Source organism: Paenibacillus sp. J31R34 (assembly GCF_059383715.1).
The window spans coordinates 618,020-643,756 of the sequence record NZ_JBXENU010000002.1 but is presented as its reverse complement, the minus strand read 5'-3'; the positions used below and the strand labels follow the sequence as shown (position 1 = coordinate 643,756).

General features: G+C 49.8%; 21 protein-coding genes and 1 pseudogene. 18 read left to right on the top strand and 4 right to left on the bottom strand.

From position 1 onward, the window contains the following. Positions 1-23: 23 nt before the first annotated feature. The 7 genes and pseudogenes from AC50YG_RS08120 to AC50YG_RS08090 all read left to right on the top strand — a co-directional run bounded on the left by AC50YG_RS08120 (position 24) and on the right by AC50YG_RS08090 (position 6,252). Positions 24-434, top strand: a complete 411-nt coding sequence (locus AC50YG_RS08120) for a BlaI/MecI/CopY family transcriptional regulator (protein WP_341280976.1) — start codon at positions 24-26, stop codon at positions 432-434. Further along, on the top strand, positions 418-1,281 hold the full coding sequence (locus tag AC50YG_RS08115) for a M56 family metallopeptidase (protein WP_473756698.1): 864 nt from the start codon (positions 418-420) through the stop codon (positions 1,279-1,281). The genes AC50YG_RS08120 and AC50YG_RS08115 overlap by 17 nt, the downstream gene beginning before the upstream one ends. A 144-nt stretch (positions 1,282-1,425) precedes the next feature. Continuing rightward, positions 1,426-2,175, top strand: coding sequence for a YceI family protein (locus tag AC50YG_RS08110; protein WP_494826008.1), 750 nt, complete (start codon positions 1,426-1,428; stop codon positions 2,173-2,175). Positions 2,176-2,384: 209 nt separating this feature from the next. Further along, entirely contained in the window at positions 2,385-3,497 is a 1,113-nt protein-coding gene (locus AC50YG_RS08105; RefSeq protein WP_494826006.1) for a GntR family transcriptional regulator, read from the top strand. A 42-nt stretch (positions 3,498-3,539) separates the two neighbouring features. Beyond that, positions 3,540-3,698, top strand: a pseudogene (locus tag AC50YG_RS08100) (FGGY-family carbohydrate kinase); the annotation flags it as partial. A gap of 133 nt (positions 3,699-3,831) precedes the next feature. Next, positions 3,832-5,085 (top strand): zinc ribbon domain-containing protein, encoded by a 1,254-nt coding sequence (locus tag AC50YG_RS08095; protein WP_494826004.1) that lies wholly within the window; start codon positions 3,832-3,834, stop codon positions 5,083-5,085. Between the two features lie 12 nt (positions 5,086-5,097). Further along, positions 5,098-6,252 (top strand): S1C family serine protease, encoded by a 1,155-nt coding sequence (locus AC50YG_RS08090; RefSeq protein WP_473756690.1) that lies wholly within the window; start codon positions 5,098-5,100, stop codon positions 6,250-6,252. A gap of 105 nt (positions 6,253-6,357) precedes the next feature. Here the strand turns inward: AC50YG_RS08090 and AC50YG_RS08085 are convergent, their stop codons facing one another. Further along, positions 6,358-7,110 carry a response regulator transcription factor gene (locus AC50YG_RS08085; RefSeq protein ID WP_473756688.1) on the bottom strand — a complete coding sequence of 251 codons (753 nt, stop codon included), beginning with the start codon at positions 7,108-7,110 and terminating at the stop codon, positions 6,358-6,360. Beyond that, complete coding sequence (locus tag AC50YG_RS08080) at positions 7,082-8,962, bottom strand: sensor histidine kinase (RefSeq protein ID WP_494826001.1); 1,881 nt, start codon at positions 8,960-8,962, stop codon at positions 7,082-7,084. The genes AC50YG_RS08085 and AC50YG_RS08080 overlap by 29 nt, the downstream gene beginning before the upstream one ends. 279 nt (positions 8,963-9,241) lie before the next feature. On the opposite strand from AC50YG_RS08080, the gene AC50YG_RS08075 reads away from it, so the two are divergent. The 3 genes from AC50YG_RS08075 to AC50YG_RS08065 all read left to right on the top strand — a co-directional run bounded on the left by AC50YG_RS08075 (position 9,242) and on the right by AC50YG_RS08065 (position 12,893). After that, on the top strand, positions 9,242-10,891 hold the full coding sequence (locus AC50YG_RS08075; protein ID WP_494826000.1) for an extracellular solute-binding protein: 1,650 nt from the start codon (positions 9,242-9,244) through the stop codon (positions 10,889-10,891). 34 nt (positions 10,892-10,925) lie between these two features. After that, positions 10,926-11,882 (top strand): ABC transporter permease, encoded by a 957-nt coding sequence (locus tag AC50YG_RS08070; protein WP_494825999.1) that lies wholly within the window; start codon positions 10,926-10,928, stop codon positions 11,880-11,882. A 90-nt stretch (positions 11,883-11,972) separates the two neighbouring features. Then, positions 11,973-12,893, top strand: a complete 921-nt coding sequence (locus AC50YG_RS08065; protein ID WP_473756813.1) for a carbohydrate ABC transporter permease — start codon at positions 11,973-11,975, stop codon at positions 12,891-12,893. A 105-nt stretch (positions 12,894-12,998) separates the two neighbouring features. Here the strand turns inward: AC50YG_RS08065 and AC50YG_RS08060 are convergent, their stop codons facing one another. Together AC50YG_RS08060 and AC50YG_RS08055 are read right to left on the bottom strand one after the other, a co-directional pair. Continuing rightward, entirely contained in the window at positions 12,999-13,910 is a 912-nt protein-coding gene (locus tag AC50YG_RS08060; protein ID WP_494825998.1) for a hypothetical protein, read from the bottom strand. A 162-nt stretch (positions 13,911-14,072) separates the two neighbouring features. After that, entirely contained in the window at positions 14,073-14,687 is a 615-nt protein-coding gene (locus AC50YG_RS08055; RefSeq protein ID WP_341280987.1) for a superoxide dismutase, read from the bottom strand. Between the two features lie 358 nt (positions 14,688-15,045). Between AC50YG_RS08055 and AC50YG_RS08050 the strand changes: the two genes are divergently transcribed. The 8 genes from AC50YG_RS08050 (at position 15,046) to AC50YG_RS08015 (ending at position 25,521) form a co-directional block, all read left to right on the top strand. Further along, positions 15,046-15,468: a GNAT family N-acetyltransferase gene (locus AC50YG_RS08050; RefSeq protein ID WP_046232160.1), complete on the top strand. Its 423-nt coding sequence runs from the start codon at positions 15,046-15,048 to the stop codon at positions 15,466-15,468. A gap of 240 nt (positions 15,469-15,708) precedes the next feature. After that, entirely contained in the window at positions 15,709-16,251 is a 543-nt protein-coding gene (locus AC50YG_RS08045; RefSeq protein ID WP_494825997.1) for a DUF402 domain-containing protein, read from the top strand. 18 nt (positions 16,252-16,269) lie between these two features. Next, a complete protein-coding gene (lepB, locus tag AC50YG_RS08040) occupies positions 16,270-16,872 on the top strand; it encodes a signal peptidase I (RefSeq protein ID WP_494825996.1) in 603 nt (200 codons plus the stop codon). Positions 16,873-16,928: 56 nt separating this feature from the next. Then, positions 16,929-18,095: a tRNA epoxyqueuosine(34) reductase QueG gene (queG, locus tag AC50YG_RS08035; RefSeq protein ID WP_494825995.1), complete on the top strand. Its 1,167-nt coding sequence runs from the start codon at positions 16,929-16,931 to the stop codon at positions 18,093-18,095. Between the two features lie 145 nt (positions 18,096-18,240). Further along, complete coding sequence (locus AC50YG_RS08030; RefSeq protein ID WP_046232156.1) at positions 18,241-18,480, top strand: YneF family protein; 240 nt, start codon at positions 18,241-18,243, stop codon at positions 18,478-18,480. Between the two features lie 39 nt (positions 18,481-18,519). After that, a complete protein-coding gene (gene folE, locus AC50YG_RS08025) occupies positions 18,520-19,113 on the top strand; it encodes a GTP cyclohydrolase I FolE (protein WP_056030885.1) in 594 nt (197 codons plus the stop codon). Positions 19,114-19,633: 520 nt separating this feature from the next. Then, positions 19,634-22,204, top strand: a complete 2,571-nt coding sequence (locus tag AC50YG_RS08020; RefSeq protein ID WP_494826366.1) for a glycoside hydrolase family 9 protein — start codon at positions 19,634-19,636, stop codon at positions 22,202-22,204. A gap of 44 nt (positions 22,205-22,248) precedes the next feature. Next, the gene (locus AC50YG_RS08015; protein WP_494825994.1) at positions 22,249-25,521 is read left to right on the top strand and encodes a glycoside hydrolase family 48 protein; all 3,273 of its coding nucleotides are present in this window, start codon (positions 22,249-22,251) and stop codon (positions 25,519-25,521) included. Positions 25,522-25,737: the final 216 nt, after the last annotated feature.

The window sequence follows — 25,737 nt, the reverse complement described above, 5'->3', positions numbered from 1 at the left end:
TTATAGCAAGGTGTGAGGCAGTCATGGGAACAAGTGACATTCAGACAAAAGGGCTGGAGCGGTTTTTTGGCCCGCTGGAGGCAAGGATTATGACCATCCTGTGGTCGCAGCCTGATAGCTACATCAAGGATGTGCAGCATAAGCTCGATCAGGACAAGCCGTTAAATTTCAACACCGTTATGACCGTCATGAATCGTCTTGTGGACAAGGGACTGCTGGTGAAGTCATCAGGAAAGCCATCGAAATATGCGCCTGTGCACACGCAAGAGCAATTTCTGAGCATTCAGTCTCGGGAGCTTCTTGAAGATCTTGGCCCGCTCGTCGTCAACTATATGTTCGATGCGATGGAAGAGGTTGATGAAGAGCTGCTGGACAAGCTTGAGCAAAAAATCAAATCACTTAAAGAGGGCAGACGCCATGAGCTGGAGTCTTAGGTCGAAATGGATGTTTGGCTTTTGCCTGATGCTGATTGGATTTACGCTGCTGCAAATGGGCATGTATGCGGCGCATACGCTGTTCGGCTGGGAGAAGGCTGCGTTTAATGTATTTGAATTATGCGAGAGCCTGATCAAGCGGTACAGCCTGCTGCTCCTTAGCTACATTATGAAGCTTGCTGTCTTTGGGACGTTCGTCCATCTGATGTACGTAACGGTGAAGCAGTGGCTTGGCGTACGGGCCGCAAACCGTAAAATGAGTGTTTTACAGCATGACAACTTATCGGATGAGCTGAATGCGCGTTATTTTGCAGGCAGCAAGGCGATCATGGTCGTATCACATCCAGAACCGATTGCGCTGACGCTTGGTTTTCTACGTCCCAAAATCATTTTATCCACTGGGCTTCTCAATCTGCTCGATAAGGAAGAGCTTGAGGCGGTCATCGAGCATGAGCACTTTCATTATCGCAATCGCGATCCGCTGATGATTTTGATATTGCAGGTAGGGGCAACGGTGCTGTGGTATATGCCGATTCTTCGCTGGGGAGTCGAGCAGTATAAAACAACCCGTGAGCTGTTAGCGGACCATTTCGCTTTGCAGCGGCGGGTGAGCGAGCATAGTCTTGGCAGCGCGCTGCTCAAGCTGGTGAAGTATAGCCGTGGAGAGCGCAGTGTCCGGACCTTTGTCCATGCTTCTTTCGCCGACCATTCGATTAATTATCGATTAATGAGGCTGCTCAATCCCGAGTCGCAGGAGCTAAGCATGCGCTGTCCGGTGCTGGCACTGGTATTATCGATACTGACCTTCGGATCGATCTCCGTCATGTATCTTTCTATTATGCTATAGAATTTGCAGCTTGATGCCCTTCTACAAATTCGAAATACAGGTTTTATGCGAAGCGCACAGATCCCTCAAGGGAAGGCGCGCTTCGCCTTTATATAACGTACAACACTACACAATGTAGTTTTAAAAACAAAGGAGGATTTTAAGATGAAGAAGAAAAATGTGGTTATAGGTGCTGTTGTTGCGGTGGTTTTGCTAGGTGGAGCAGGTGCATATGCGATGTATGATTCGTTTACGGGCAACAACAAGGAAATCCAAAGTGTCATTGGCACGGATTCGACAGCTACGAATAGTGCAGCAGGCACGAATAGCTCAGGTTCTGGTTCTACAAATAGTACAAGTGGTACGGAGACAGCTGCTGCTGGAGCTGTAGCAGATGTAAACGGGGCATGGACGATTGATTCCTCCTCCAATGTGTATTTCTCGGTTACGACTTCCCGTGAGACGGTGAACTTTGAAGTAAATGGCGTAACGGGAACATGGAATGTAGATACGGCGGATGCGGCAGCTAATGCGGCGGATGCGAGCCTGGATATGAACGTTCTCGATTCTGGCAATGGCCAGCGCGACGGACATGTGAAAGAAGCGGATTTTCTCGATGTGACCAACTTCCCAAGCTCCACATTCAAAGCTACAAAGTTTGAGGCGCTGCCAGCGGAAGTGAAGGACGGAGAAACGTTCCCGCTTATCATGACAGGTGACTTGACGATTAAAGGGATTACGAAGGAAGTTACCTTTACAGGACAAGCGGCATACAGCGGCGGTAAACTGAATGTGGAGAGCGAGACGGTCGTCACGTTTGAGGAGTTTGGCATGCAGAATCCGCATAATGTCGTGATGGATACTGAAAATAACGTTACCGTGCAGCTGCGCCTTACTCTATCGCAAAACGCCTAATATGCGATTGGCGAGCCGCTAATCAGTTTCTTTTTAAAGCAAGAGCAGGGCTTAGGCCTTGTTCTTGCTTTTTTTATGGAAGAAAGGGAAAATGCAGAAAGTGGTCAAGTCCATTATTGGGAATGATATGGAAATATGTACGTACAAGTTGGCGATATGCTATACTTATGCAAATAATAGGATTTTATAATTGAGGTGCAGTGCAAAATATGCAGCGTTCTCCTAAATATATGCAGTTGAAGCAAGAGATTACGAGCTGGATTGCAGCGGCGCAATTTCTCCCGCATGACCGGCTGCCATCGGAAAATGAAATCGGCAAGCAGTTTGGCATGAGCCGACAGACGGTTAGGCAAGCCCTTGGCGATTTAGAGAAAGAGGGCTGGCTTTATCGCGAGCAGGGCAAAGGCACCTTTGTCTCGGATCAAAGCGTGCATGAGCGCAGAAGCGTCTCGGCAGGATTGACCGTCGGATTAATTACGACACATATTTCCGATTACATATTTCCGACGATCGTTCGCGGTGTAGAATCCAGCTTGCGATCGAAGGGCGGAAGGCTGGTGCTTGCCAGCACGGACAATGAGAAGGAGAAAGAGCGGGAAAGCCTCGAGTCTATGCTGCGCGAGCCGCTCAGCGGACTAATCATTGAGCCTACGAGAAGCGCGGAGGGAAATCCGAACTTTAATTGTTTTTTGGCGCTGGATGCGCTGCAAATTCCTTATATTATGCTTAATGAACGCTATTCGGACGTAGATGCGCCATGCTTGAGGCTCGATGATGAGCTGGGCGGCTACTTGGCTGCCGAGCATTTGCTCGACCTTGGACATCGCCGTATAGCAGGCTTTTTCAAGACGGATGATTTCCAGGGCGTGCACCGCATGCGCGGTTTTCTGCGGGCTTGCCGTGAGCGCGGCATTGCTGTGCAGCCAGAGCATCTCGTACGCTATAGCACAGAGGAAAAGGCAACAAAACCGCAGCAGTCGCTTGATCTAATGCTCGGCCGGGCGCCTGAGCTTCGTCCTACCGCGGTCGTTTGCTATAACGATGAGCTGGCAGTTCGCATGCTGGATGTTGTGCGGCGACACGAGCTTCATGTCCCTGAGCATTTGTCTTTAATCGGTTTTGATGATGCGAATTTGGCGACGGCAACCGAAGTGAAGCTGACGACGATGGAGCATCCAAAGACGCGGCTGGGCGAAGATTCAGTCGACAAGCTGCTGCAGATGATTCAGCAGGGAGCTCCTTCCGGCCAAGTTCGGATGGCTGATACGGTGTATAAGCCGAAGCTGATTATTCGGGAGTCGACGGCGGAGCCTTTTTTCTGAAAAACAAGCTATGCACTTGTTCGTACAACTTATATTAGAGTTATGGCGCTTGTACGCAAGGAGACGTTTAAACCGATTCCGGCCCATGCAGCGGTGTATGATAAACTTTATGCAGAATACAAGCTGCTGCATGATTATTTTGGCCGCGGGGTGAACGATGTCATGAAAAGACTGAAGGAAATTAAGGAAGCAGCGCGCTAATTCAAAAGGAATGTTATGATAAGCTTATTAATTTTTTTAATTCCCATCATTTAAAAATGGAGATCATTTACTATTTCATATAGAATAGAGGCAAGGACGATTAAAGTTTGATTGCGTCAGGAGATGAGCACAGGTGCATTGCCAACATTGCGGAAATAAATATGAGCCTAGTGCCGTTTACTGTAGCAAATGCGGGAAACCGCTGCTTCAGGACGCGCAGGCAAATGAGCAGACGCAGGCCATTGTCATTCAAGAGCATGAATTATTCATTCGGGAGGCAAGTGCCTCATTAGTGCCAGAGCAAGCGCCAGTACGAAACAGAAGAAACCGTGCCGGGGCTGGGCGTAAGTTTATAATTGCGCTCGTGCCAGTTGTTGTGTTCATTACAACGTCTGCCGGGGTTTTTTCTTATTACATATATGAAAGCGATTTGAATGATCATGTTGCCGAATGGCATGAGCAAGCGAAGCAGAAAGCTTGGGGAGGCAAATATCACGAAGCGATGATCCAGCTTGAGAAAGCAGCGAAGGTGCGTCCAGCCTATGGTGCTCTTCAGGAGGATATGGATATTGTCAACGAGGCGGTTGCAATTGAAAATAAAATTAACAGCCTTGCCAGCGAGCTGGACAATGGAGCTTTGACGGAGGCTGGACCGCTAGTGAAGCAGCTGAATACGCTGCTTGCAGGCCGGGAAGAGCAGATTTTTTCTCCGCTGCGCGAGGCGTTTGCCGATTTAAATGTTAGAATGGTCGTTGTACAGGTGCAAAATGAGCTGGACCAGATTAACTCGCTGGATGCTTTGGCGGTGAAGCTTAATACCGTTAATGGTTTAGGCGGCGAAGAAGCGGTAGCTGTACGCAAGCAGATCGTGGACAAAATCGCGATTGTATGCCAACAGCAGACGAAGGAGCTGCTTCAGAAAAAAAGCTTCTCCGAGGCGATCGCCACCGTACAGAAGGGAATGGCTTATGCCCCGGAGGATACGAACTTGACGAAGCTGCTTGAAAGCATTCATGCGGAGAAGCAGGCTTTTGAGAAGGCGGAGCAGGAAAGAATTGAGCGTGCCATGCAGAAAGCGGCGGAAGAGGATTTGCTTAATCAGACGGCTGCCGTTGAAGTGGTTAAGGTTGATACAAGCTTTGATGAAACGGGCAGCTTCAAAATCCATGCCTTGCTCAAAAATGCGGCCACCCGGCCGATTTATTCCGTTGAAATCCAATATTCGGTACGCGGCAAGGATAAACAGATTTTGAAGAAGGGTACGTCTATCGCCATGCCTAACTATATAGAGCCTAACGAATCCTTTACTTTCGACGCAGCTGTGGAAGGCATTGAAGAGACCGATGCTACTGTCGTCATCGATCATGTCACATGGTATTTGGACTAGGAGAAGATATTCATGAGAAAAGGAACTTGGCTTAGCCTTATAATGTCCGTTGCTTTTCTGCTTTTCGGAGCGGGAGCGGTCGTATTTATCCGTTCCGAAATTCCCAAGCAGCTTAGTGGCAAGCCGCTGCTCGCCGTGTCAGAAACGCGCTCGGAGAAAACCGGCAAGCCGCTTAAAGACGTCATATATGAAACCCAGAAGCTGGTCGTCATGATTGAAAGCGGCAATGGCAAGCAGGGATCAGGCTTTTTATACAATAATCAAGGTGACTTGATCACCAATGCGCATGTCGTATCCGGCGTTCATAAGGTGAAAATCCACACGTCTGATGCAAGGGAGCTTGATGGCGAAGTCATTGGCATCAGCAAGGAGACGGATATCGCGGTCGTACGCGTCCCGGGACTGGTTGGCGAGAAGCCGCTTAAGATGGTTCGCAATAAAAAAGCGGAAATAGGCGATGAAGTGATGGCGATCGGCAGCCCGCTTGGTTTTCAGAATACAGTAACGACAGGCATCATTAGCGGCTTGGGCCGTAATTTTACAATCGAACCGTATTCGTATAAGGATTTGTATCAAATTTCTGCGCCCATTGCGCCAGGAAACAGCGGCGGCCCTCTGGTCAGAAGAGAGACAGGCGAAGTGCTCGGCATTAATTCAGCAGGGATTGAGCAAGGATCTATTGGGTTCAGCATTCCAATTGTAAATGTGCTGGCAACGGTGGAAGCATGGTCGACGAAGCCTATGGAGGTGCTCCCTGAGCAGGAGGGCACGAATAGCGCGGGCATGGAAAAGCAGGAAGCGACGATGAGTGAATATGCCAGCTACTTGGTTACTCATTTTTACGACAGCCTGAACAATGCCGATTATGTATATGCCTACTCCTTGCTGGGCGGCAGTTGGAAAGAGGGAACAAGCTATGACGAATTTCGGGAAGGCTATATGCCAACGCGCAATGTCGTTATCGACGATATGCATGTAACGGTCAACAACGATCAGCAAGCGACTGTGACGGCGATTATTTCAGTTGATGAGAGAGTAAGCGGCAAAAACAAGCTGAGCAAATATCAGGTGATTTACGAGGTTGGCTATGAGAACGACCAGCTCAAGCTGATAACCGGCAGAGGCAAGGTGATTGAGCAGGCCGCGCATGAGAAAGAGCAACATTAACGCTTATTGCAGAGAAAGCCAGCAAACCGAATAAGGGATGCTGGCTTTTTTGTATGGATACAAAATAAAATTCTCTGAATCCTATATGGAAAAATTAATGAAACGCTACAGCTGATTTTTACGAAAATGGGAAGGGGTGCAGCCGGTAAATTTCTTGAACTGCTGCACAAAATAGTCCGGGTCCGGATAGCCGACGCCAGCAGCGATGTCGGCTATTTTGCTGCTTGTAGTGGCGAGCAGCAGCTGCGCTTTATCCACCCGAATCTGATGGACGTAATCATTGAAGTAGATACCGGTTGATTTGCGGAACAATTGCCCGAGATAGAAGGGATGGAGAAACGTTTTGCCGGCAATTTCTTTCATCGTCACCTGCTCCTGATAATGTGAGGCCACATACTCTTTGACAAAAGCGATGGGATCATCCGAAGGCATTCCCGCATCCGGTAGCACAGCATCCGCCGAGCTGGCATTTGTGCTGGCCGAAGCTTTGAGCAGCCGTTGTTTCACCCGCAGCAGAGCACCAATCAACTGCTCCTCCTCCACAGGCTTCAAAATATAATCAACAGCACCGCAGATGAGGGCTGTCTTCACATATTCAAATTCATCATAGCCAGAAATGACGATAAAGCAGGTATCCATTCGACCCGTTACGTCCTTCATAAGTTCAAGTCCTGTAATGCCAGGCAGACGAATGTCGGTAATGACAAGTGCGGGCTGCTCGCGTTCAATCAATTCGAGCGCCTGCCGACCATTTTCCGCATCACCGCATAGATTAAAGCCATACTTCTCCCAATAAATAATTCTTTTCAGCCCTTCACGCATTCGCGGCTCATCTTCCACGATCAATGTTTTCAACATCGATGATTCTCCTTTCAACTACAGATTCATCCTTAGCGAAGGCGGCGGGAATTTGCAGCTCAATCGTTGTGCCTTCCCCATAACGGGAATCCAGACTAAAGCTGAACTCCTTCCCAAAATGCCACTTGAGCCGGTCATAAACATTTTTCAGTCCGACATGGTTGCCCTGCTGATGCTGCGCTCCTGCTTGCTCCAGACTTGCAAGTCTTTGCTGCAGCTTCTCTTCTTCCATTCCAATGCCATTGTCTGACACGCGAATGACAATGCGGGCGCTATGCAGCTTGGCTGATACGATAATATTGCCCGGCTGCTCGGAATGCTCAATGCCATGAATACAGGCATTTTCGACAAGCGGAAGGATGCTCATTTTCGGCAATTGCAGCTCAAGCACTTCTTCATCCATTTCCAGCTGGTAGGAGAGGCGATGGCCGAAGCGGAAATGCTGAATGTCCAGATAGTCAGTGACGAACGCCATCTCCTCTTGAAGCGGAATCATATCCTCGCCCCAGCTTAGCGATCTGCGGAAGCCGCGGCCGAGCAGCTTAATGACCGATGCCGTTTCCTCTTCGCCTTTAATGACGCAATTCATTCGAATGGCATCAAGCGTGTTAAACAAATAATGAGGGTTGATTTGGCTTAGCAGGGCATTAAACTGCGCCTGTCGACGATCCAGCTCTGCCACGTACACATCTTGGATGAGGCCGTTGATCTGCTGTGTCATGCGGTTAAATTCCTCGGTCAGCTGCCCGATTTCATCGGATGCCGGTTCAGTCCGCAGCACTTCAAAGCGCTGATTTTTCACCCGTTTAATACCGCCCAGCAGCATGCCCAGCCTCAGATTAAGCGATCTGGCAATAAGTAAAATAATAATGCTCGGAAATAGCAGATTCACACTGGTCAAGTAAATAATGAATTTTCGTGAATCAAATAGGCTTTGATTAACGACGTCATTAGGGTAGATACCTACCATCTCCCAGCCTTTCAGGTAATCGATGCCTTCAAACGGGCTGACGATGGTTGTTTTGTCCTGCGGAGAGCTGCCATGAATGAACGCTGGCGGCTCTGCCTCCGACGAGTAAATGACATGGCCCTGCGGATTCAATAAATAAATTTCACCGGGAAACGAATGATCAAATAATGTATTTTCCAAATAATGCGGCAAAATATCCACTCTGAGAATTTTATGATAGTTGGAATAGGCTTTGTAAAAATCAAGCTCGCGGATCACGCTCAAATACGGAGCGCCGCATTCTGCCGATTCTGTTCGTACGGTTGTTTCCCCGCTGGCTGTGAGCGTTGCCGATGCTGCCCCAGACTGCCTGCAAAGCGCGCTCGGCGTGTTCGTGTAAAGCAGCCATTTTCGGCTTCGCGCCTGGTCGGTAGTCGCTTGAAACCAGCCCTCCTGCTTCGTCTGCAAGTCAATGTATTGCAGGAGGCCTGCGTGAATCAGGCTGTCGTTGTCGGTAAACAAATACGCATTATAAAATTGCTTATTCAGTGGAACGAAGCGGTTAATCGAGTTGCTCAGCACCTCGCCATAAGCCGAAATGACTTCACTTTCGCTCGCATAAGTGCGATCCAGCGCGCTGTAGAGGATGCCGTCATTATAGATGACCGAGGAGAAGCTAATGACGCCCTCCAGCATTTTACGAAAGTTATCCTTGTTCCGCTCAAGCGATTGCCGAAGATCCTGGACCTTCTCTGTTCGGACATTGCCTGCGGTTATCGTATAGAAAAACGTATTCGTCAGCATGACCGGGATAAAAACAGCGGCAAAATATAAAAGCAACAGCTTGTTTCGCAGCCGGAAATCATTCCAGCGGAAGGGACGGAGGTTTTGCATCATTTTCATCGCTTGCTGCTCCTTTGACCAAAGGCTAACCGAATCATTTTGTTAGTATAATAGTGTCATTCAAAAGCTAATGAAGCGTTTTCATTAGTAAAATTAACACTTATTTGTTGAAATAGCTACCCTAAATATATAAAATATGGTAATTCTCCACCCCGTCGCCGGAGCAACGGCTGCAAATCTCGTTAGATTTGCAGGGTATGATGTTAAGGTTTTTCGGGTACCTGGGCAGCTACCTGTTTGATACAGTTAATTTATATTAAAGGGAGGGTGGCAACGATCTTGAGTAAAAATATAGCGCTTACATGGATCGCCGGGACGACTTTGGCCTTATCGATGATAGTGGGAGGATGCAGTACGGAGAGCACGAATACGGCTGCGGGCACAAGCAAAAATAACAGCTCCGGAGAGCTGACCACATTCAGCTATTTCATATTTGACCCCGGCGATAATGTACCTGAGCATACGAAAATCGGCGATATGATTGAGCAGAAGACAGGGGTGAGGATCAAATATGAACGTCTTGTCGGCGAGAAGGAGCAGAAGGTAGGCGTAATGATCGCCGGAGGCGATTACCCTGACCTCATCAATACGAGTGAGACGGTTAAATTCGAGGATGCGAACGCGCTCATTCCACTGGAGGATTTAATTGAGCAGCATGCCCCGAACATTAAACGCATTTATGGGCCATACTGGGAAAGGCTGAAAGCAGCGGATGGACATATTTATGCGCTGCCGCAGGTTGCACCTACGGGGACGCCGATTAAGGGCATCAGCGCAGCCTTTTGGATTCAGAAGGAAGTGCTTAAGGACGCAGGCTATCCGAAAATAACGACGTTCGATCAATACGTCGATGTATTGCGCGCTTATTATAAAAAATACCCGCAAATCGATGGTGCGGATACGATTCCTTTTGAAATTTTAACCTATGACAACCGCAATTTCACGTTGACGACCGCGATGCAATTTTTAGCCGGCGGGCCTAACGATTCACGGGCTATTGTTGACCCGGTGGCAAGCAAGCTGGCCTTCTACCAGACGGACGAAAACGTTACGAAGCGTTATTATGCGAAGCTGCAGGAAATGTACCGGGAAGGCATGATTGACAAGGAAGCTTTTGTGATGAACTATGAGCAGTATTTGGCTAAGCTGTCCAGTGGCCGGGTGCTGGGGATGTTTGACCAGAAGTGGCAGTTCCAGACGGCGCTTGATTCCTTGAAGCAGCAGGGCAAAGCAAATCGGATGTTTGTACCGCTCCAGCTCACCTTTGATGACAGTATTCAGCCGGATTATTTGGACGTGCCTTCGATGAACTACAATATGGGCTTCTCCATTACGATTAATGCGAAGGACCCTGTAGCTGCTATCAAATATGCCGATTACATGGCAAGTGAAGAAGGACAATTGCTGCGCAACTGGGGCGTGGCGGGCGAAGATTATACGGTCAGCGAAACCGGACGGTTTTATCGCAATCAGGAGCAGCGGGACTTTTTTGCCGACCCGAAAAATGGCTTGAAAACAACCGGAAACATCCTCTGGTACTGGCCGGGCTCGTCGGGGACGATGGCTGACGGCAACAGCTATCAGCAGTATCAGCAGCCGGAAGAAATTGCAGCCGGATACGATGAGATGGATTTGGAGCTGCTGAAGGCTTATGGCGTAACAACCTACGAGGAGCTGTTCGATGGCCCGAATCTAGACCGCAAATATTTCCCGCTCTGGAGCATCGAGCTAACTGAGAAAAACAAGGTGTTCAACCAGAAGCTTAACGATATTAATAAAAAATATCCGCCGCAAATGGTCGTTGCCCAAAATACCGACGACTTCGAAAAATATTGGAATGAATATGTCGCTGCGGTCGAGAAACTGGATATTCAAGGCTGGCTCGATGAGCTGACGACGAAGGTGAAGGACCGCCAAGAGAACTGGTAGGAAACACGCAGCAAGGAGGGAGAGGGAGCATGCCATGTCTGTAACGGTCGAGCGTGTGAAAGAGCATACCCAAATCCAGAAAAGGCCGAGCAAATGGAGCAAGCTGCGCAGTCAAAAGGCGCTAATGATCATGTCCATTCCTTTTCTGGTGTATGTCATTATTTTCGCCTACGTGCCGTTGTACGGGTGGATGATGGCTTTTCAGAATTATAAGCTTGGTTCTGTGATGGTTGAAAACGAATGGGTGGGCCTCGCCAACTTCAGAGAGCTGTTTCAGGATGAGAATTTCATCCGCGTCATTCGCAATACACTCGCGATGAGCCTCATCAATCTTGTGTTTGGGTTCGTCAGCTCGATTGGCCTTGCGCTTATGCTCAATGAAGTGCGCAAGGTGATGTTTAAGCGTGTCGTCCAGACGGTGAGCTACTTGCCGCATTTTCTATCTTGGGTTGTGGCCGCGAACCTGATTATGAACGTGCTCTCTATTGATGGGGCCGTCAACAAGCTGCTCGTGAGTCTTCATATTATTAAGGAGCCTATTATGTGGCTCTCCGAGCAGCATTATTTTTGGTGGATTATTGGCGCCTCCAACGTGTGGAAGGAAATCGGCTGGAGCGCGATTATTTATTTGGCCGCGATGACGACGATTGATCCTTCGCTTTACGAGGCGGCCAGCATCGACGGGGCGGGACGGTTTCGAAAAATAAGGCATATTACGCTGCCCGGCATTCGCGGAATTATTGTTATCCTGCTTATCATGAATATTGGACATATTTTGGATGCCGGCTTTGAACAGCAATATTTGCTGCAAACCCCAATGGTGGTGGACTTTTCCGAGACGATAGACATTTTCGTGTTGAAGTATGGCATTAATCTGTCGCGGTTCTCGTTTGCAACCGCTGCCGGCATTTTCAAAACAGTCATCAGCGTCGTGCTGCTGCTTGCCGCAAACCGAATGGCGAAGCGGATGGGTCAGGAGAGGCTGTTTTAGTTGAAGATGAAAGGAGCTTTTGCCGCCCTGCAGTGGACGGCAAAAGCCTGTTTTAGACTCATGCAAGATGACAGGGAACAGGAGGAAACGATGACAACGACGACACTTGGCAGGTCGAAGAGGTCTGTAGCTGACTTGCTTTTTGACATATGCAATACCGTGTTTCTGCTAGCGCTGCTTGTGCTTACGCTTTATCCGGTTTTGAATACGCTCGCGGTTTCGTTTAACCAGGCACAGGATACGGTTCGGGACAGCACCTTTCTGTGGCCGCGCGAGTTCACGACACTAAATTACAGCACGTTGTTTCAGGATGGGCTCATTTATCATGCCTTCTTCATTTCCGTGGCCCGGACGCTGCTCGGCACAGTAAGCAGCGTGTTTTGCACAGCGATGCTGGCCTATACGCTCAGCCGCAAGGAGTATATGCTGCGGGGGCCGATATCCTTCATCTTCATCTTTACGATGTATTTCAGTGGCGGCTTGATTCCAACCTACATGCTCATCAAAAATCTGCATTTGTACGGGACGTTTTGGGTTTACGTCATTCCGGGGCTTATAGGCGCGTTCAACCTTATTGTGATGCGATCCTTTATGGAGGGCCTGCCCGAGAGTCTGGTTGAATCAGCTCAAATAGATGGAGCGACGCATTTCTCCATATTTTTACGGATTATATTACCGCTCAGCCTGCCCGTCATTGCAACGATTGCCCTTTTCGTCGCAGTGGGACAATGGAATAGCTGGTTTGATACTTTTTTATATAACTCCTCGAATATTAACCTTAGCACGCTGCAATATGAATTGATGAAAAAGCTGCAATCCGCCAATATGAGCGTTGGAGGAACGGCGGAATCGGCTTTTGCCAGCAGCAAAAATATACAGGCAAATATCGTAACGCCAGCCTCCATCCGTGCAGCCATTACAGTCGTAGCCACCGTTCCGATTATTATCGTATATCCTTTTTTGCAAAAATACTTCGTTACCGGGCTGACGCTCGGCGGTGTTAAGGAATAAAGGAAGGCTTGTCCATTTGCTACAGCAGAAGCTGAAGGTGAACGGAAAGATGAAAAGAGCGAGCCTACGGAATTCGGTAGGCCCGCTCTTTTTAATTCAACTATATTAGGACTGCTGCGTTACGTCGGAAATATCAGCTAAATCTTCATCGCTCTGGCGGCCGGAAGGGGAGTAGATCAGCTCCAGAGCTACGGCGTCATTGCGCTGAAGCGGGAAGTTCAGCAGCGTGGAAGGTATAACTCTGCCATTCAGGCGGAGCAGATAGCTGATGTTGCCGCCAATTGGAATCCCGCTGATTGAGGTAATTTGTCCGTTGAAGCCAAAGCGGACAACTCCGGTCGCCAGCAGCGCCTGATAAATCGTCATGCCGATGCGATGGAACACTCGGTAAGCCTGCGTGACATTAGGGAACGTCCGTCCTCCGTTAATAACGACCGTTACCGTCCCTTGTGGCCCCGGCGGGAAAGGAATAGGTATCGGAATCGGGAATGGGAACGGGAACGGTGGAAATGGTCCCGGAGGGAATGGTCCTGGCCCCGGCGGGAACGGCCCTGGCCCCGGCGGGAACGGCCCTGGCCCCGGAGGGAACGGCCCTGGTCCCGGAGGGAACGGCCCTGGTCCCGGAGGGAACGGCCCTGGTCCTGGCGGGAACGGCCCTGGCCCCGGAGGAAACGGCCCTGGCCCCGGCGGGAACGGCCCTGGCCCCGGCGGGAACGGCCCTGGCCCCGGAGGGAACGGCCCTGGTCCTGGCGGGAACGGCCCTGGTCCTGGCGGGAACGGCCCTGGTCCTGGCGGGAACGGCCCTGGTCCTGGCGGGAACGGCCCTGGTCCTGGCGGGAACGGTCCCGGCCCTGGCGGGAATGGCCCTGGTCCCGGCCCTGGCGGGAATAATCCCGGGCCTCCAGGCATCAGCATGCGCGGGCCGCCGCAGCCGCAGTCTTGCCCTGCGCGGGAAGACGGAGATGGCGGGATATGAATCTGCACTTGCCCATTGGTGAAACCGTAAGTATCGTTCATGCGATAGGTCAGACTCCTTTGCACGTCGAGTTAGGCATTTAACTATCCTACTTCATGTTATGCGGCGAATGCCTATTCTTGTGCATGGTTTTACACGAAAGCTGGAAAACAAAAAAAAGCGGAGCCTCCGCATGGAGACTCCGCTTTAAACGGCAAGCCGTATTATTTAACTGCTGCTTCGTAACGTTTGCCAACTTCAGCCCAGTTTACAACGTTCCAGAACGCTGCAATGTAGTCAGGGCGTTTGTTTTGGTAGTTCAGGTAGTAAGCATGCTCCCAAACGTCCAGACCAAGAAGCGGCGTTTCGCCTTCCATGATCGGGCTGTCTTGGTTAGGCAGGCTGGAAACTTTCAGCTTGCCGTCTTTTGTCAGGGAAAGCCATGCCCAGCCGCTGCCGAAACGAGTAGCGCCAGCTTTTGCAAAGTCAGCTTTGAATGTATCGAAGCCGCCCAGCTCGCTTTCAATCGCAGCAGCTAGTGCGCCAGTTGGAGCGCCGCCAGCGTCAGGACCGATTGTTTCCCAGAACAGGCTGTGGTTAGCATGTCCACCGCCATTGTTGCGAACCGCTGTACGGATCGCTTCAGGTACGCTTGCCAGATCAGCAATCAAATCTTCAATAGATTTGCCTTGCAGCTCAGGAGCAGATTCCAAAGCAGCGTTCAGGTTTGTTACATAAGCATTGTGGTGACGGTCGTGATGGATTTCCATCGTCAGAGCGTCGATGTGGGGCTCAAGAGCGTTATTAGCATACGGAAGTGCTGGTAATTGATGTGCCATAATATAAACAGCCTCCTAAAATTAGAATATGTAAATTACTCTTCTTATTATCCCTTATCCGATCACATAAATCAACATTGATGTTTCAAAAGTCGGATTTTGATAGATAAGGTAGACCCCAATAGCATGACATTTAGATAAAGTAATTATGCATAAGCGGGAGAAAATCCAATCAAATGAACGAAAAAGGGTCAAAACTTTATGTAAGCGCTTAATTTAAAGCGTTTTCAGTCATAATTCGCTAAATTCTTAGATTTTTTTAAACAAATTTTAAAATTTTGTGAAGGAAAACGATAGAAGATGTAGTATAATGATTAAATTGCAGCACAATGACATGGTATAGAGGTGTGTATCGATAATGAATGTTCGTTCCTTCCAATTATCAGATTACAGGTTGCTAACAGCTCTTCTTGCGGATGTATTAACTGAAGAATGTTACGAGCAAACAATGGAAGCTTTTGCGCGTCAATTGTCATGGGATAGCGAGCTTGTTCTCGTCGCTCTCTATGAGTCGGAAGTTGTAGGTGTCATTATCGGTACGATTGATAATAACACGGGCTACTATTATCGTGTTGCGGTCCATGCGGACCATCAGCGTCAAGGAATTGGCAAAGCACTTATTGAGTCATTGCGCCTAAGATTCCAACAGCGCCAAGTAAAGAAAATTTTAATTACAGCTGATGAGCACAATGAAGCCGTTTTGCCGCTTTATGAATCGCTGGGCTATGTGTCCAAAGATTTTTTCCGCTCTTTTCAACAGCTAAGTATTATAGCAGGTTAGGACAAGCCTCAGGCTGTCCAATAACCGTTTGTAGGGCATATCTGCATCGCCATTGCTTTTGGCGGTGGGGTATGCTTTTCTATTTAAAATATAAGATTTTATAAGTTTTACACCTATAGATACGCTTATATTTCTCTGACTGAAACGCGCCGCGCCGCCAGAGGACGGAGGGCAGCCGTTTCACCTTATTAAGAGGGCTGTTTAAGCGCTGCGCTTAGCGCCTGCAAAGAGGAGAACAACATGGAACCCTATCAGCATTGCGTCATCAAGAGCTTCAAGCACGATGGAAGCATTCATCGCAGCTGGGAGCATAATTGGCTTATTCCGGCACCGCTGCTCCTTCCGCAGCATGCTGCACTTGGGTTTATGGTGACGATCAACTTTGAGACACCTATTGTGGAAGCCAGCGGCAAGGTTTGGATGAGCGAGGTGCCTGCGGTTTCTTTTTTTCTGCCCGGACAGTGGTATAATGTGGTTGCGCTGCTTGAGGAAGGCGGTATTCGCTATTACTGCAATCTCGCTTCTCCATTTGCTCGGCATGGCGCGCTGCTCACCTATATCGATTACGATTTGGATGTCATTCGTCTGCCGGATGGCAGCCGCCAAGTGGTGGACGAGGATGAATACGAGCTGCATAAAGCGAAGTACGACTATCCAGGAGATGTGCAGGAGCATGTGCTGTTTGGACTAGGCGAGCTTCTTTTGAAGATGGACGAGAATGCAATTCCTTTTAATGACGAAGTGATTATTGCTTATTATGAAGCATGGCGCACAAGCTTATAGGGCGGAGGCGGTTAAGGAATGGACAGATTTTCATTTGACGGCGGCGGCAGCAGCGAAGCTGAAGGACGGGAGCAGCTTGGGGCAGTTAAACGCGCAGGTTGGTCGAAGGAGCTTTGGGAATGGGTGAAAACCGTTGGCATATCGTTCATTATCGTAGCAGCGCTGCATCTGTTTGTGTTTAATCTTTCTACCGTAGAAGGACATTCCATGGAGCCAACCTTGCAGGAGAAGGAATGGCTGTTTGTAAATAAATTCGTATATTTGATCGGTGCGCCAAAAATCGGCGATGTCGTTATTTTGCAGGACCCCTCAGCGTTTGGCAAAGAGAAGGAGCTGCTCGTAAAACGCGTCGTCGGCTTGCCAGGAGACCGAATTGAAATTTCGGACAAGCATTTGTATCGCAATGGCGAGCTTGTGGACGAACCGTATATTGATACGGATATTGAGGATCTGGACATCATGCCGCTAACTGTCGAGGCAGGCAGTTATTATGTCATGGGCGACAACCGTCATGCGCGGGCGAGCAAGGACAGCCGAATGTTTGGAGCGGTTCCTCTTGCAGCGATTGAGGGCAAGGCGCAGTTTATCGTATGGCCTTACAAACAAATAAAGCCGTTATAGATTTAGATACAGCAAGCGCGTCAAACATCAGGCTGAAGCTTTTGGGAGGTGAAGGGATGGAGGAACGGGCGTATTACGCAGCATTGAAAAAAGAAATGAAAGCCGCCGCGCACAGCCTCGGCATCGACAAAATAGGCATCGCCTCTGCTGATCCGTTCATCACCTTGAAGCAGCGGCTTATTTCGCACCGGGAGCTTGGCTATGAGTCTGGATTCGAAGAGCCGGACCTTGACAAGCGTACCAATCCGGCGCTGTTGTTTGACCAGCCCCAATCGATTATTGCCATTGCGATCGCTTACCCATCCAAGCTCCATCAGCCTCCTAAATCGGAGCCGGGAGCCAGAAGGGGCATTTTGTCCCGCTCGGCTTGGGGAGAGGACTATCATAAGGTGCTGCGCAATAGGCTAGGGAGGCTTGAAGCTTGGCTTTTGGAACGCGTACCGGGCTTTCGCGCTGAAAGCATGGTCGATACTGGGGCTTTATCGGATCGGGCCGTTGCCGAGCGGGCGGGACTAGGCTGGAGCGCCAAAAATTGCTCGATATTGTCTGAGGATCTTGGCTCGTGGATTTACCTCGGGGAAATGATTACAAATTTGCCTCTGGAGCCGGATGAGTCAGTGACTGATGGCTGCGGCGAATGCACCAAATGCATTGACGCTTGTCCGACGGACGCGCTCGTTGGCCCTGGCCAGCTTAATTCGAGCCGCTGCATTTCATTTATTACGCAGACGAAAGGTTTTGTAGAAGACGGATATATGCGAAAAATTGGCAATCGTCTGTATGGCTGCGATACTTGCCAGACCGTATGTCCAGTAAATCGGGGCAAAAACTGGACGCATCAGCCCGAGCTGCAGCCCGATCATGAGCTGGTTAAGCCGCTGCTTACACCATTGCTGACGATTGGCAATAAAGAATTTCAACGCCTATATGCGAGCAGTTCTTCTGCTTGGCGGGGCAAAAAGCCGATTCAGCGCAATGCGGTTATTGCGCTGGGCAATTTTAAAGATCGGAGCGCAGTGCCGGATCTCATTCAAGTGCTGCGGCAGGATGTGCGCCCGGTTATGCGGGGAACCGCGGCATGGTCGCTGGGCCGCATTGGCGGCGCAGAGGCAGAGGAAGCGATCCAGCAGGCATTGCTGCAAGAAGCGGATGATGACGCACGGCGCTATATGGAGCAGGCATTGCTCTCACTAGCAGAAGGTGCTGATACGTTACCTCGTTGATCCAGCAGCTGCCTGCGCTTAGCGGCTGCTGGAATAGGGAAAACCGTTTGCGCTTCCAACGTTTGCGAATGTCAAGTTTACATGCTATTATAGGGGTCATTGTAGACAAGTTTAAGTCAGGAAAGGGTCAGGTGATTTGCTTTTTATGTGGAGTTACATTATTCCGATTGTGACATTAATCGTGGGGGCAGTCGGTGGATTTTTCATCGGCGTATTCTACTTGCGCAAACAGCTAGAGAAAATGCAGAGCGATCCAGAAATGATTCAAAAAATGGCAAAACAAATGGGCTATAATCTGAACAAGCAGCAGATGACGCGTGCCCAAAACATGATGAAAAACCAGAACCAGAATATGAACAAAAATCAGAAGATGCCGCGCAGATAACTGCATAAGCTTCTGATTAGCCGAAAGAGGGTGGTCCGCATGGCGGGAAAGAAAGATTACGTCAACTCTAAAGTCATTCAAAACCGGGAGCAGATCGAATTTCATGTGAAAGAAATTTTGAAGCTCGTGGGCGAGAATGTGGAAAGGGAAGGGCTGCTGGAGACGCCTGCACGCGTCACCCGCATGTATGAAGAAATTTTCGCAGGCTATGAGGTTGATCCGAGCGAGGTGCTAGGCGTTACGTTCGATGAACAGCATGAAGAGCTGGTTATTGTAAAAGATATTATCTATTACAGCCAGTGCGAGCATCATATGGCGCCATTTTTCGGCAAAGCACATATTGGTTATATTCCAAGCGGCAAAATTGCCGGCCTCAGCAAGCTCGCTCGCCTAGTAGAAGCTGTTACAAGGCGCTTGCAAGTGCAGGAGCGGATAACGAGCCAAATCGCAGATATTTTAGACAAGGAATTGCAGCCGCATGGCGTTATGGTCGTCGTTGAAGGCGAGCATTTGTGTATGTGCTCCCGCGGGGTGAAGAAGCCTGGCAGCATGACGGTGACGTCGGCTGTGCGCGGTGAGTTCCGTTCCAATCCGGCTTTGCGTTCCGAATTTTTAGCTTTGCTCAAGTCCTAATTTTTTCGTAGTCGTTTATTGTGTAAGGGAGACCGCTTCACAAGCTAGTGTGCATCACGCACCAGCTTGTGGAGCGGTCTTTTTTTAAATATAAGACTTTATAAGTTTCATCCTTATAAATGGACTTATATTTCACCTGCGAAACGGAAGCCTTGCCGCCAAAGGACGGCTTCAGCCGTTTACGCTTGTGTGTTAAGTATGACAAGCGGTGAGCTGAAATCGTCCCAAATGCTGAAACCATTTGAACTATTCTCCTCAAAAAAGGAAGGACTTAGGTAGGGGTTGTACGAAAAAAACGCCAAAAAAGTCATTAAAGTGACAGTAAAGAAGTCATTTAAAGGACTAGTGCCATCTGAAATCGATCCTATAAAATGGTAATAGACCCTCGTATTAGTTTATACAGTGGGGAGGGCGACGGAATAGAAGCAGAAGGGAGGATAGAACAAAGACAAGGCCAATACGAAGCACATGGCAGTGAAAATGATGAGAGGAGTTGTTGGTTTTGAGTAAAAACCGCAAAATGCGGATCAAATGGGTGCTCGTTCAGACACTTGCAATCGCACTGCTATTAGGCAGTTTGCCATTGCAGCCAGTCTCGAGCGTTCAGGCGGCAGGTAATTATAATTATGCAGAGGCATTACAGAAAGCGATTTATTTTTACGAAACTCAGCGTTCAGGAGCGCTTCCTGACACGAACCGTGTCGAATGGCGTGGCGATTCCGGTTTGCTCGACGGAGCTGATCATGGCGTCGATTTAACAGGCGGCTGGTATGATGCTGGGGACCATGTGAAATTTGGGCTTCCGATGGCTTTTTCAGCAACGATGCTGGCTTGGTCGGTTTATGAATATGAGGAAGGCTATGAGCAGGCTGGCCAATTGAACGAGATTTTGGATAATTTGAAATGGGCCACCGATTATTTTGTTAGAGCGCATACTGCGCCTAATGAGCTTTGGGGGCAGGTTGGAGGCGGCAACGCAGATCATGCTTGGTGGGGACCTGCGGAAGTGATGCAGATGGCTCGTCCTTCATTCAAAATCACGGAAACATGCCGTGGCTCGGACCTGGCAGGAGAGACGGCGGCGGCGCTCGCTTCCTCATCTATCGTGTTTAAAGCATCAGATCCGGCTTATTCCGCACTGTTGCTCCAGCATGCGAAAGAGCTATACAATTTTGCGGACACATACCGGGGCAAATATTCGGATTGTATTACCGATGTTGCTTCCTTCTACAATTCGTGGAGCGGTTATACAGATGAGCTAACCTGGGCAGCGACTTGGCTGTATATGGCAACAGAGGATAACACTTATTTGAATAAAGCTATTCAATCTGCTTATGACTGGGACACGGACAGCTCAAGCAACACTTGGGCTTACAAATGGACAATCGGCTGGGATGACAAACGTTATGGCGCCCAATTGCTCCTCGCCCGGATTACATCAGAGCTTGGGAGGCCTGAGGCCAGTGATTTTATCGCCTCGACTGAGCGCAATTTGAACTATTGGACCGTTGGAACAAACGGATCGCGAATTACGTATTCGCCGGGCGGCCTGGCATGGCTGGATTCATGGGGCTCCCTGCGTTATGCGGCGAATGCTTCTTTCCTTGCATTTGTATATTCCGATTTTGTAGCGGACCCAGTCAAAAAAGCGCGCTATAACGATTTTGCCGTTAGCCAGATTAAATATATGCTCGGTGACAATCCGCGTAACAGCAGCTACGTGGTCGGATATGGCGTCAACGCACCAGAGCACCCGCATCATCGTACGTCACACAGCTCGTGGACGGACAGCCTTAGCAATCCGACCTCGCACCGCCATACGCTTTATGGCGCATTGGTAGGCGGACCGAATGCATCGGATCAATACACCGATTCGATAAACGACTACGTCAGCAATGAGGTGGCGACGGATTACAACGCAGGCTTTACGGCTTCGCTTGCAAAAATGAACCTGCTGTACGGCGTAGGCCAGCAGCCGCTTGCGAACTTCCCTCCGGCCGAAACGAAGGCCGATGAAATGTTTGTGGAAGCGCAAGTGAACCAATCTAGCTCAAATTTTACTGAAATTAAAGCATTCATAAATAATCAATCGGCATGGCCTGCCCGCATGGGCGACAAATTGTCCTTCCGCTACTTCATTGATTTAAGTGAGGTATATGCGGCCGGCTACACCGCAGCTAACGTAAGTGTTGCTGCCAACTATAATCAAGGCGCAGCGGTTAGCTTGAAGCCATTTGACGAGGCAAACCATATTTATTATGTGCTGGCAGACTTTACAGGCACGAAAATCTACCCAGGCGGACAACCGCATTTCCGCAAGGAAATTCAGTTCCGTATTTCCGGTCCTCAAGGGGCATGGAACCCGGCTAATGATTATTCGTATGCAGGGCTTTCATCAAGCCAGACAGTAAAGACAGCTAAAATTCCGGTCTACGATGCTGGAGCGCTCGTGTTCGGTCAGACGCCGGATGGAGGCGGTGTAACACCGACGCCAACGCCTTCTGCTACACCAACGCCGACACCGACACCAACAACAACGCCGAGTCCTACACCGACACCGTCGACGACGCCAACACCAACACCAACAACGACGCCAAGTCCAACGCCGACTCTACAGCCGACGCCAACTCCGGCAGGCGGCCTGAAGGTGCAATACCGAGCAGCGGATACGAATGCAACGAACAATGCGATGATGCCGCAGTTTGAAATTTTCAACAACGGTTCAAGCGCTGTAGCTATGAATACGCTTAAGCTTCGCTATTACTTCACAGCTGATGGCACGCAGTCGCATCAGTTCTGGAGCGATTATGCCCAGATCGGCAGCAGCAATGTGCAGGCTGCTTTCGTGACAATGAGCTCGCAGGCCGCAACGGCAGATACGTATTTGGAGCTCAGCTTTACGACAGCTGCAGGCTCGATTAGCGCAGGTGGCAGCAGCGGTCAAATTCAAGGCCGTATTTCCAAAACAGACTGGTCGAATCTGAACGAGGCGAATGATTATTCATTCGATGCAACAAATACATCATTCGTCGATTGGAGCAAGGTGACGCTTTACCAGAATGGAACGCTCGTATGGGGAATCGAACCTTAGTATTAGTCGCTAGCCGTTATTCCAAATTGGGGAGGTAAAATCAAATGAAACCGATTTTCACATTGAAAGCTTCGAAAAAAGTGACGGGACTCGTCTTGTCTACAACGCTGCTCGTCACGCTGTCCACCGGACTTTGGGGATCTACTCCAAAAGTATCCGTGGCTGCTGCGGCGGCAGTCAGCATTGAGGAGTCGCGCTTCCTGCAAATGTACGACCAGATCAAAAATCCGTCGAACGGTTATTTTTCACCGGAAGGCATTCCTTATCACTCCATTGAGACGCTGATCAGCGAAGCGCCGGATTACGGTCATATGAGTACTTCCGAGGCTTACAGCTACTGGCTGTGGCTGGAGACACTGTATGGTCACTATACGCAGGACTGGAGCCATTTGGAAGCGGCCTGGGACAATATGGAGAAGTACATCATTCCGGTTAATGAAGGAGACGGCAAGGAAGAACAGCCGACAATGAGCTACTACAATCCGAATAGCCCAGCGACGTATGCGGATGAAAAGCCATTCCCGGATCAATATCCGGTGCAGCTTTCCGGCAAATATGCAGCGGGAAAAGACCCGCTTGATGCCGAGCTGAAAGCGACGTACGGCAACAACCAGACTTATTTGATGCATTGGCTGATTGACGTTGACAACTGGTATAATTATGGAAATCTTCTTAACCCAACACATACGTCTACTTACGTTAATACATTCCAGCGCGGCGAGCAGGAGTCGGTGTGGGAGGCGATCCCGCATCCTTCTCAGGACAATCACACCTTTGGCAAAACAGGCGAAGGCTTTATGTCCCTCTACACGAAGGAAAATCAGGCTCCTGCGAAGCAGTGGCGCTATACGAATGCGACGGATGCGGACGGCCGTGCTGTACAAGTGATGTACTGGGCGAAGGAGCTGGGCTATAACAATACGGCTTACTTGAATAAAGCGAAAAAGATGGGCGATTATCTCCGTTACGGCATGTACGATAAGTACTTCCAAAAAATTGGAAGCGCAAGCGGCGGTGCGCCAACTCCGGGAACGGGCAAGGATTCCAGCTCCTATTTGATGGCATGGTATACGTCGTGGGGTGGCGGCTTGGAGCAAGGCTCTGGAAATTGGGCTTGGCGTATCGGCGCAAGCCACGCGCATCAGGCCTACCAAAACCCGGTTGCCGCATATGCACTATCGTCCCAGGATGGCGGACTTATCCCAACGTCCGCGACGGCGCAGACGGACTGGAACGCATCGCTTAAACGCCAGCTCGAGTTTTATACATGGCTGCAATCGTCTGAAGGCGCAATGGGCGGCGGCGCAACGAACAGCTGGAATGGCCAATATTCCGCTTATCCGGCAGGCGTGAGCAAATTCTACGGCATGGCCTATGATGAGGCTCCGGTTTATCATGATCCGGATTCGAACACTTGGTTTGGCTTCCAAGTATGGCCGCTTGAGCGTGTAGCTGAGCTGTATTACATTTTGGCTGAAAATGGCGACCTTAGCTCGGAAAACTTCCAAATGGCTAAAACCGTCATCGAGAAGTGGGTGGATTGGACGCTGGATTATGTATTCGTCGATGAGCGTCCGGTAACTGATGCTGACGGCTACTATTTGAATGCGCAAGGCCAGCGTATACTGGGCGGCAGCAATGTGAACGTAGCGACTGTAGCTGCACCAGGCGAGTTCTGGATTCCTGGAGGCCAAGAGTGGAATGGCCAGCCGGACACATGGAATGGCTTCGGCTCCTATACAGGCAACCCGACCTACCATGCGACTACGATCAATCCGAGCCAGGACGTTGGCGCGCTCGGCACTTACGTTAAAGCACTTGCGTTCTTCGCAGCGGGTACGCAGGCTGAGACGGGAAGCCTGACTCCGCTTGGATCCGAAGCGAAGGAAATGGCTGCCAAGCTTCTTGACACGGCTTGGACCTACAACGATGGCGTTGGTATCGTCACAGAAGAGCAACGCGGAGATTACAACCGCTTCTTCACGAAGGAAATTTACTTCCCAAGCGGCTGGACGGGTACGTTTGGCCAAGGCAACGCGCTTCCAGGCAGCGGTGCAGTAGCCTCCGATCCAGCGAAAGGCGGCAATGGCGTCTATATCGGCTATGCTGATTTGCGTCCGCTGATCCAGCAGGATCCGCAATGGTCGTACTTGTCCAATCTGTACAACACGTCGTGGAACAATACGACGCAAACATGGGATAATGGCGTACCGACGTTTAAGTACCACCGTTTCTGGTCGCAGGTAGATATTGCAACAGCTTATGCTGAGTATGACCGTTTGCTGGGCACACCGGCAGCTCCAACCGTTCCTGGCGCTCCGGCGACACTGACAGGAACAGCTGGAAATGCACAGGCCAGCCTGAGCTGGAGCACGACGCCTGGCGCAACAAGCTATAATGTGAAGCGTGCTGCGACAACTGGCGGACCATACACGACGGTAGCGACTGCAGTTAGCGGCACAAGCTACAGCGATACGAGTGTCACGAATGGCACAACCTACTATTATGTGGTGAGTGCCGTCAATGCAGTAGGGGAATCCGTTAATTCGGCACAGGTGACGGTAACGCCTCAGGCACCGGGCTCGGTCGTACCTGGAGCATTCACCTTGACGGGAACCGCAGGCAATGCGTCAGCGGCACTTTCCTGGACAGCAGCAAGTGGAGCGGACTTCTATAATGTTGAGCGTTCCTCGGGAGGCGGCGTGTTTGCCCCTGTAGCAACTGGCCTGACAACAACGGCGTATACGGATGCTACTGCTGTGAATGGAACCATTTATACGTACCGAATTGTCGCTGAAAATGCTGCTGGCACAACGCTTTCCAATACGGTAGCCGTAACGCCTGTCGCGCCACCAGTTGGCGGCAATCTCAAGGTCCAGTATAGAGCGGCAGATACGAATGCAACGAACAATGCGATGATGGCGCACTTTAATATTTTGAACGATGGCACGACAGCTGTAGACTTGAGCACGCTGAAAATCCGCTACTACTTCACGGCGGATGGCACGCAGCAGCACAGCTTCTGGAGTGACTATGCACAAGTGGGCAGCAGCAATGTGCAGGCCTCCTTCGTGACAATGAGCTCGCCAACTGCAACAGCTGATACGTATGTGGAAATCAGCTTCACAGCTGCAGCAGGCTCCATTGCAGGGGGCGGAACGAGCGGCCAAATTCAGACGCGCGTCTCCAAAAATGATTGGTCCAACTTGAATGAGGCCAATGACTATTCCTTCGATGCGACTAAAACCTCGCTCGTCGATTGGAATAAAGTGACGCTTTACCAAAACGGCACGCTTGTATGGGGCATTGAGCCTTAGAAAATACAGCAGCGCCTAAGCAAGCTAACAGTTAGTATTAGGGGAAGAGGAGTCGTGCTGGGTGAATATGCCTTGCGCGGCCCTCTTTTTCTTTATGGGAAACCTCATCAGGAAGGGAGAAAATATTGTTTTAATATCCATAATTTGATAAGATTGAATTGGAAAACATCTGGAAGGAAGCGATGCATTCAAGCGATAGACGGCTTGTGCGAACCA

What these genes read in the sequence shown, in the direction of transcription:
- folE (WP_056030885.1), top strand. Translation starts at nt 18,520, where the DNA reads ATGGCGGGAAAGAAAGATTACGTCAACTCTAAAGTCATTCAAAACCGG.
- AC50YG_RS08070 (WP_494825999.1), top strand. Translation starts at nt 10,926, where the DNA reads ATGTCTGTAACGGTCGAGCGTGTGAAAGAGCATACCCAAATCCAGAAA.
- AC50YG_RS08115 (WP_473756698.1), top strand. Translation starts at nt 418, where the DNA reads ATGAGCTGGAGTCTTAGGTCGAAATGGATGTTTGGCTTTTGCCTGATG.
- AC50YG_RS08120 (WP_341280976.1), top strand. Translation starts at nt 24, where the DNA reads ATGGGAACAAGTGACATTCAGACAAAAGGGCTGGAGCGGTTTTTTGGC.
- AC50YG_RS08090 (WP_473756690.1), top strand. Translation starts at nt 5,098, where the DNA reads ATGAGAAAAGGAACTTGGCTTAGCCTTATAATGTCCGTTGCTTTTCTG.
- AC50YG_RS08045 (WP_494825997.1), top strand. Translation starts at nt 15,709, where the DNA reads ATGGAACCCTATCAGCATTGCGTCATCAAGAGCTTCAAGCACGATGGA.
- AC50YG_RS08085 (WP_473756688.1), bottom strand. Translation starts at nt 7,110, where the DNA reads ATGTTGAAAACATTGATCGTGGAAGATGAGCCGCGAATGCGTGAAGGG.
- lepB (WP_494825996.1), top strand. Translation starts at nt 16,270, where the DNA reads ATGGACAGATTTTCATTTGACGGCGGCGGCAGCAGCGAAGCTGAAGGA.
- AC50YG_RS08065 (WP_473756813.1), top strand. Translation starts at nt 11,973, where the DNA reads ATGACAACGACGACACTTGGCAGGTCGAAGAGGTCTGTAGCTGACTTG.
- AC50YG_RS08105 (WP_494826006.1), top strand. Translation starts at nt 2,385, where the DNA reads ATGCAGCGTTCTCCTAAATATATGCAGTTGAAGCAAGAGATTACGAGC.
- AC50YG_RS08055 (WP_341280987.1), bottom strand. Translation starts at nt 14,687, where the DNA reads ATGGCACATCAATTACCAGCACTTCCGTATGCTAATAACGCTCTTGAG.
- AC50YG_RS08050 (WP_046232160.1), top strand. Translation starts at nt 15,046, where the DNA reads ATGAATGTTCGTTCCTTCCAATTATCAGATTACAGGTTGCTAACAGCT.
- AC50YG_RS08080 (WP_494826001.1), bottom strand. Translation starts at nt 8,962, where the DNA reads ATGAAAATGATGCAAAACCTCCGTCCCTTCCGCTGGAATGATTTCCGG.
- AC50YG_RS08110 (WP_494826008.1), top strand. Translation starts at nt 1,426, where the DNA reads ATGAAGAAGAAAAATGTGGTTATAGGTGCTGTTGTTGCGGTGGTTTTG.
- AC50YG_RS08030 (WP_046232156.1), top strand. Translation starts at nt 18,241, where the DNA reads ATGTGGAGTTACATTATTCCGATTGTGACATTAATCGTGGGGGCAGTC.
- queG (WP_494825995.1), top strand. Translation starts at nt 16,929, where the DNA reads ATGGAGGAACGGGCGTATTACGCAGCATTGAAAAAAGAAATGAAAGCC.
- AC50YG_RS08020 (WP_494826366.1), top strand. Translation starts at nt 19,634, where the DNA reads ATGCGGATCAAATGGGTGCTCGTTCAGACACTTGCAATCGCACTGCTA.
- AC50YG_RS08060 (WP_494825998.1), bottom strand. Translation starts at nt 13,910, where the DNA reads ATGAACGATACTTACGGTTTCACCAATGGGCAAGTGCAGATTCATATC.
- AC50YG_RS08015 (WP_494825994.1), top strand. Translation starts at nt 22,249, where the DNA reads ATGAAACCGATTTTCACATTGAAAGCTTCGAAAAAAGTGACGGGACTC.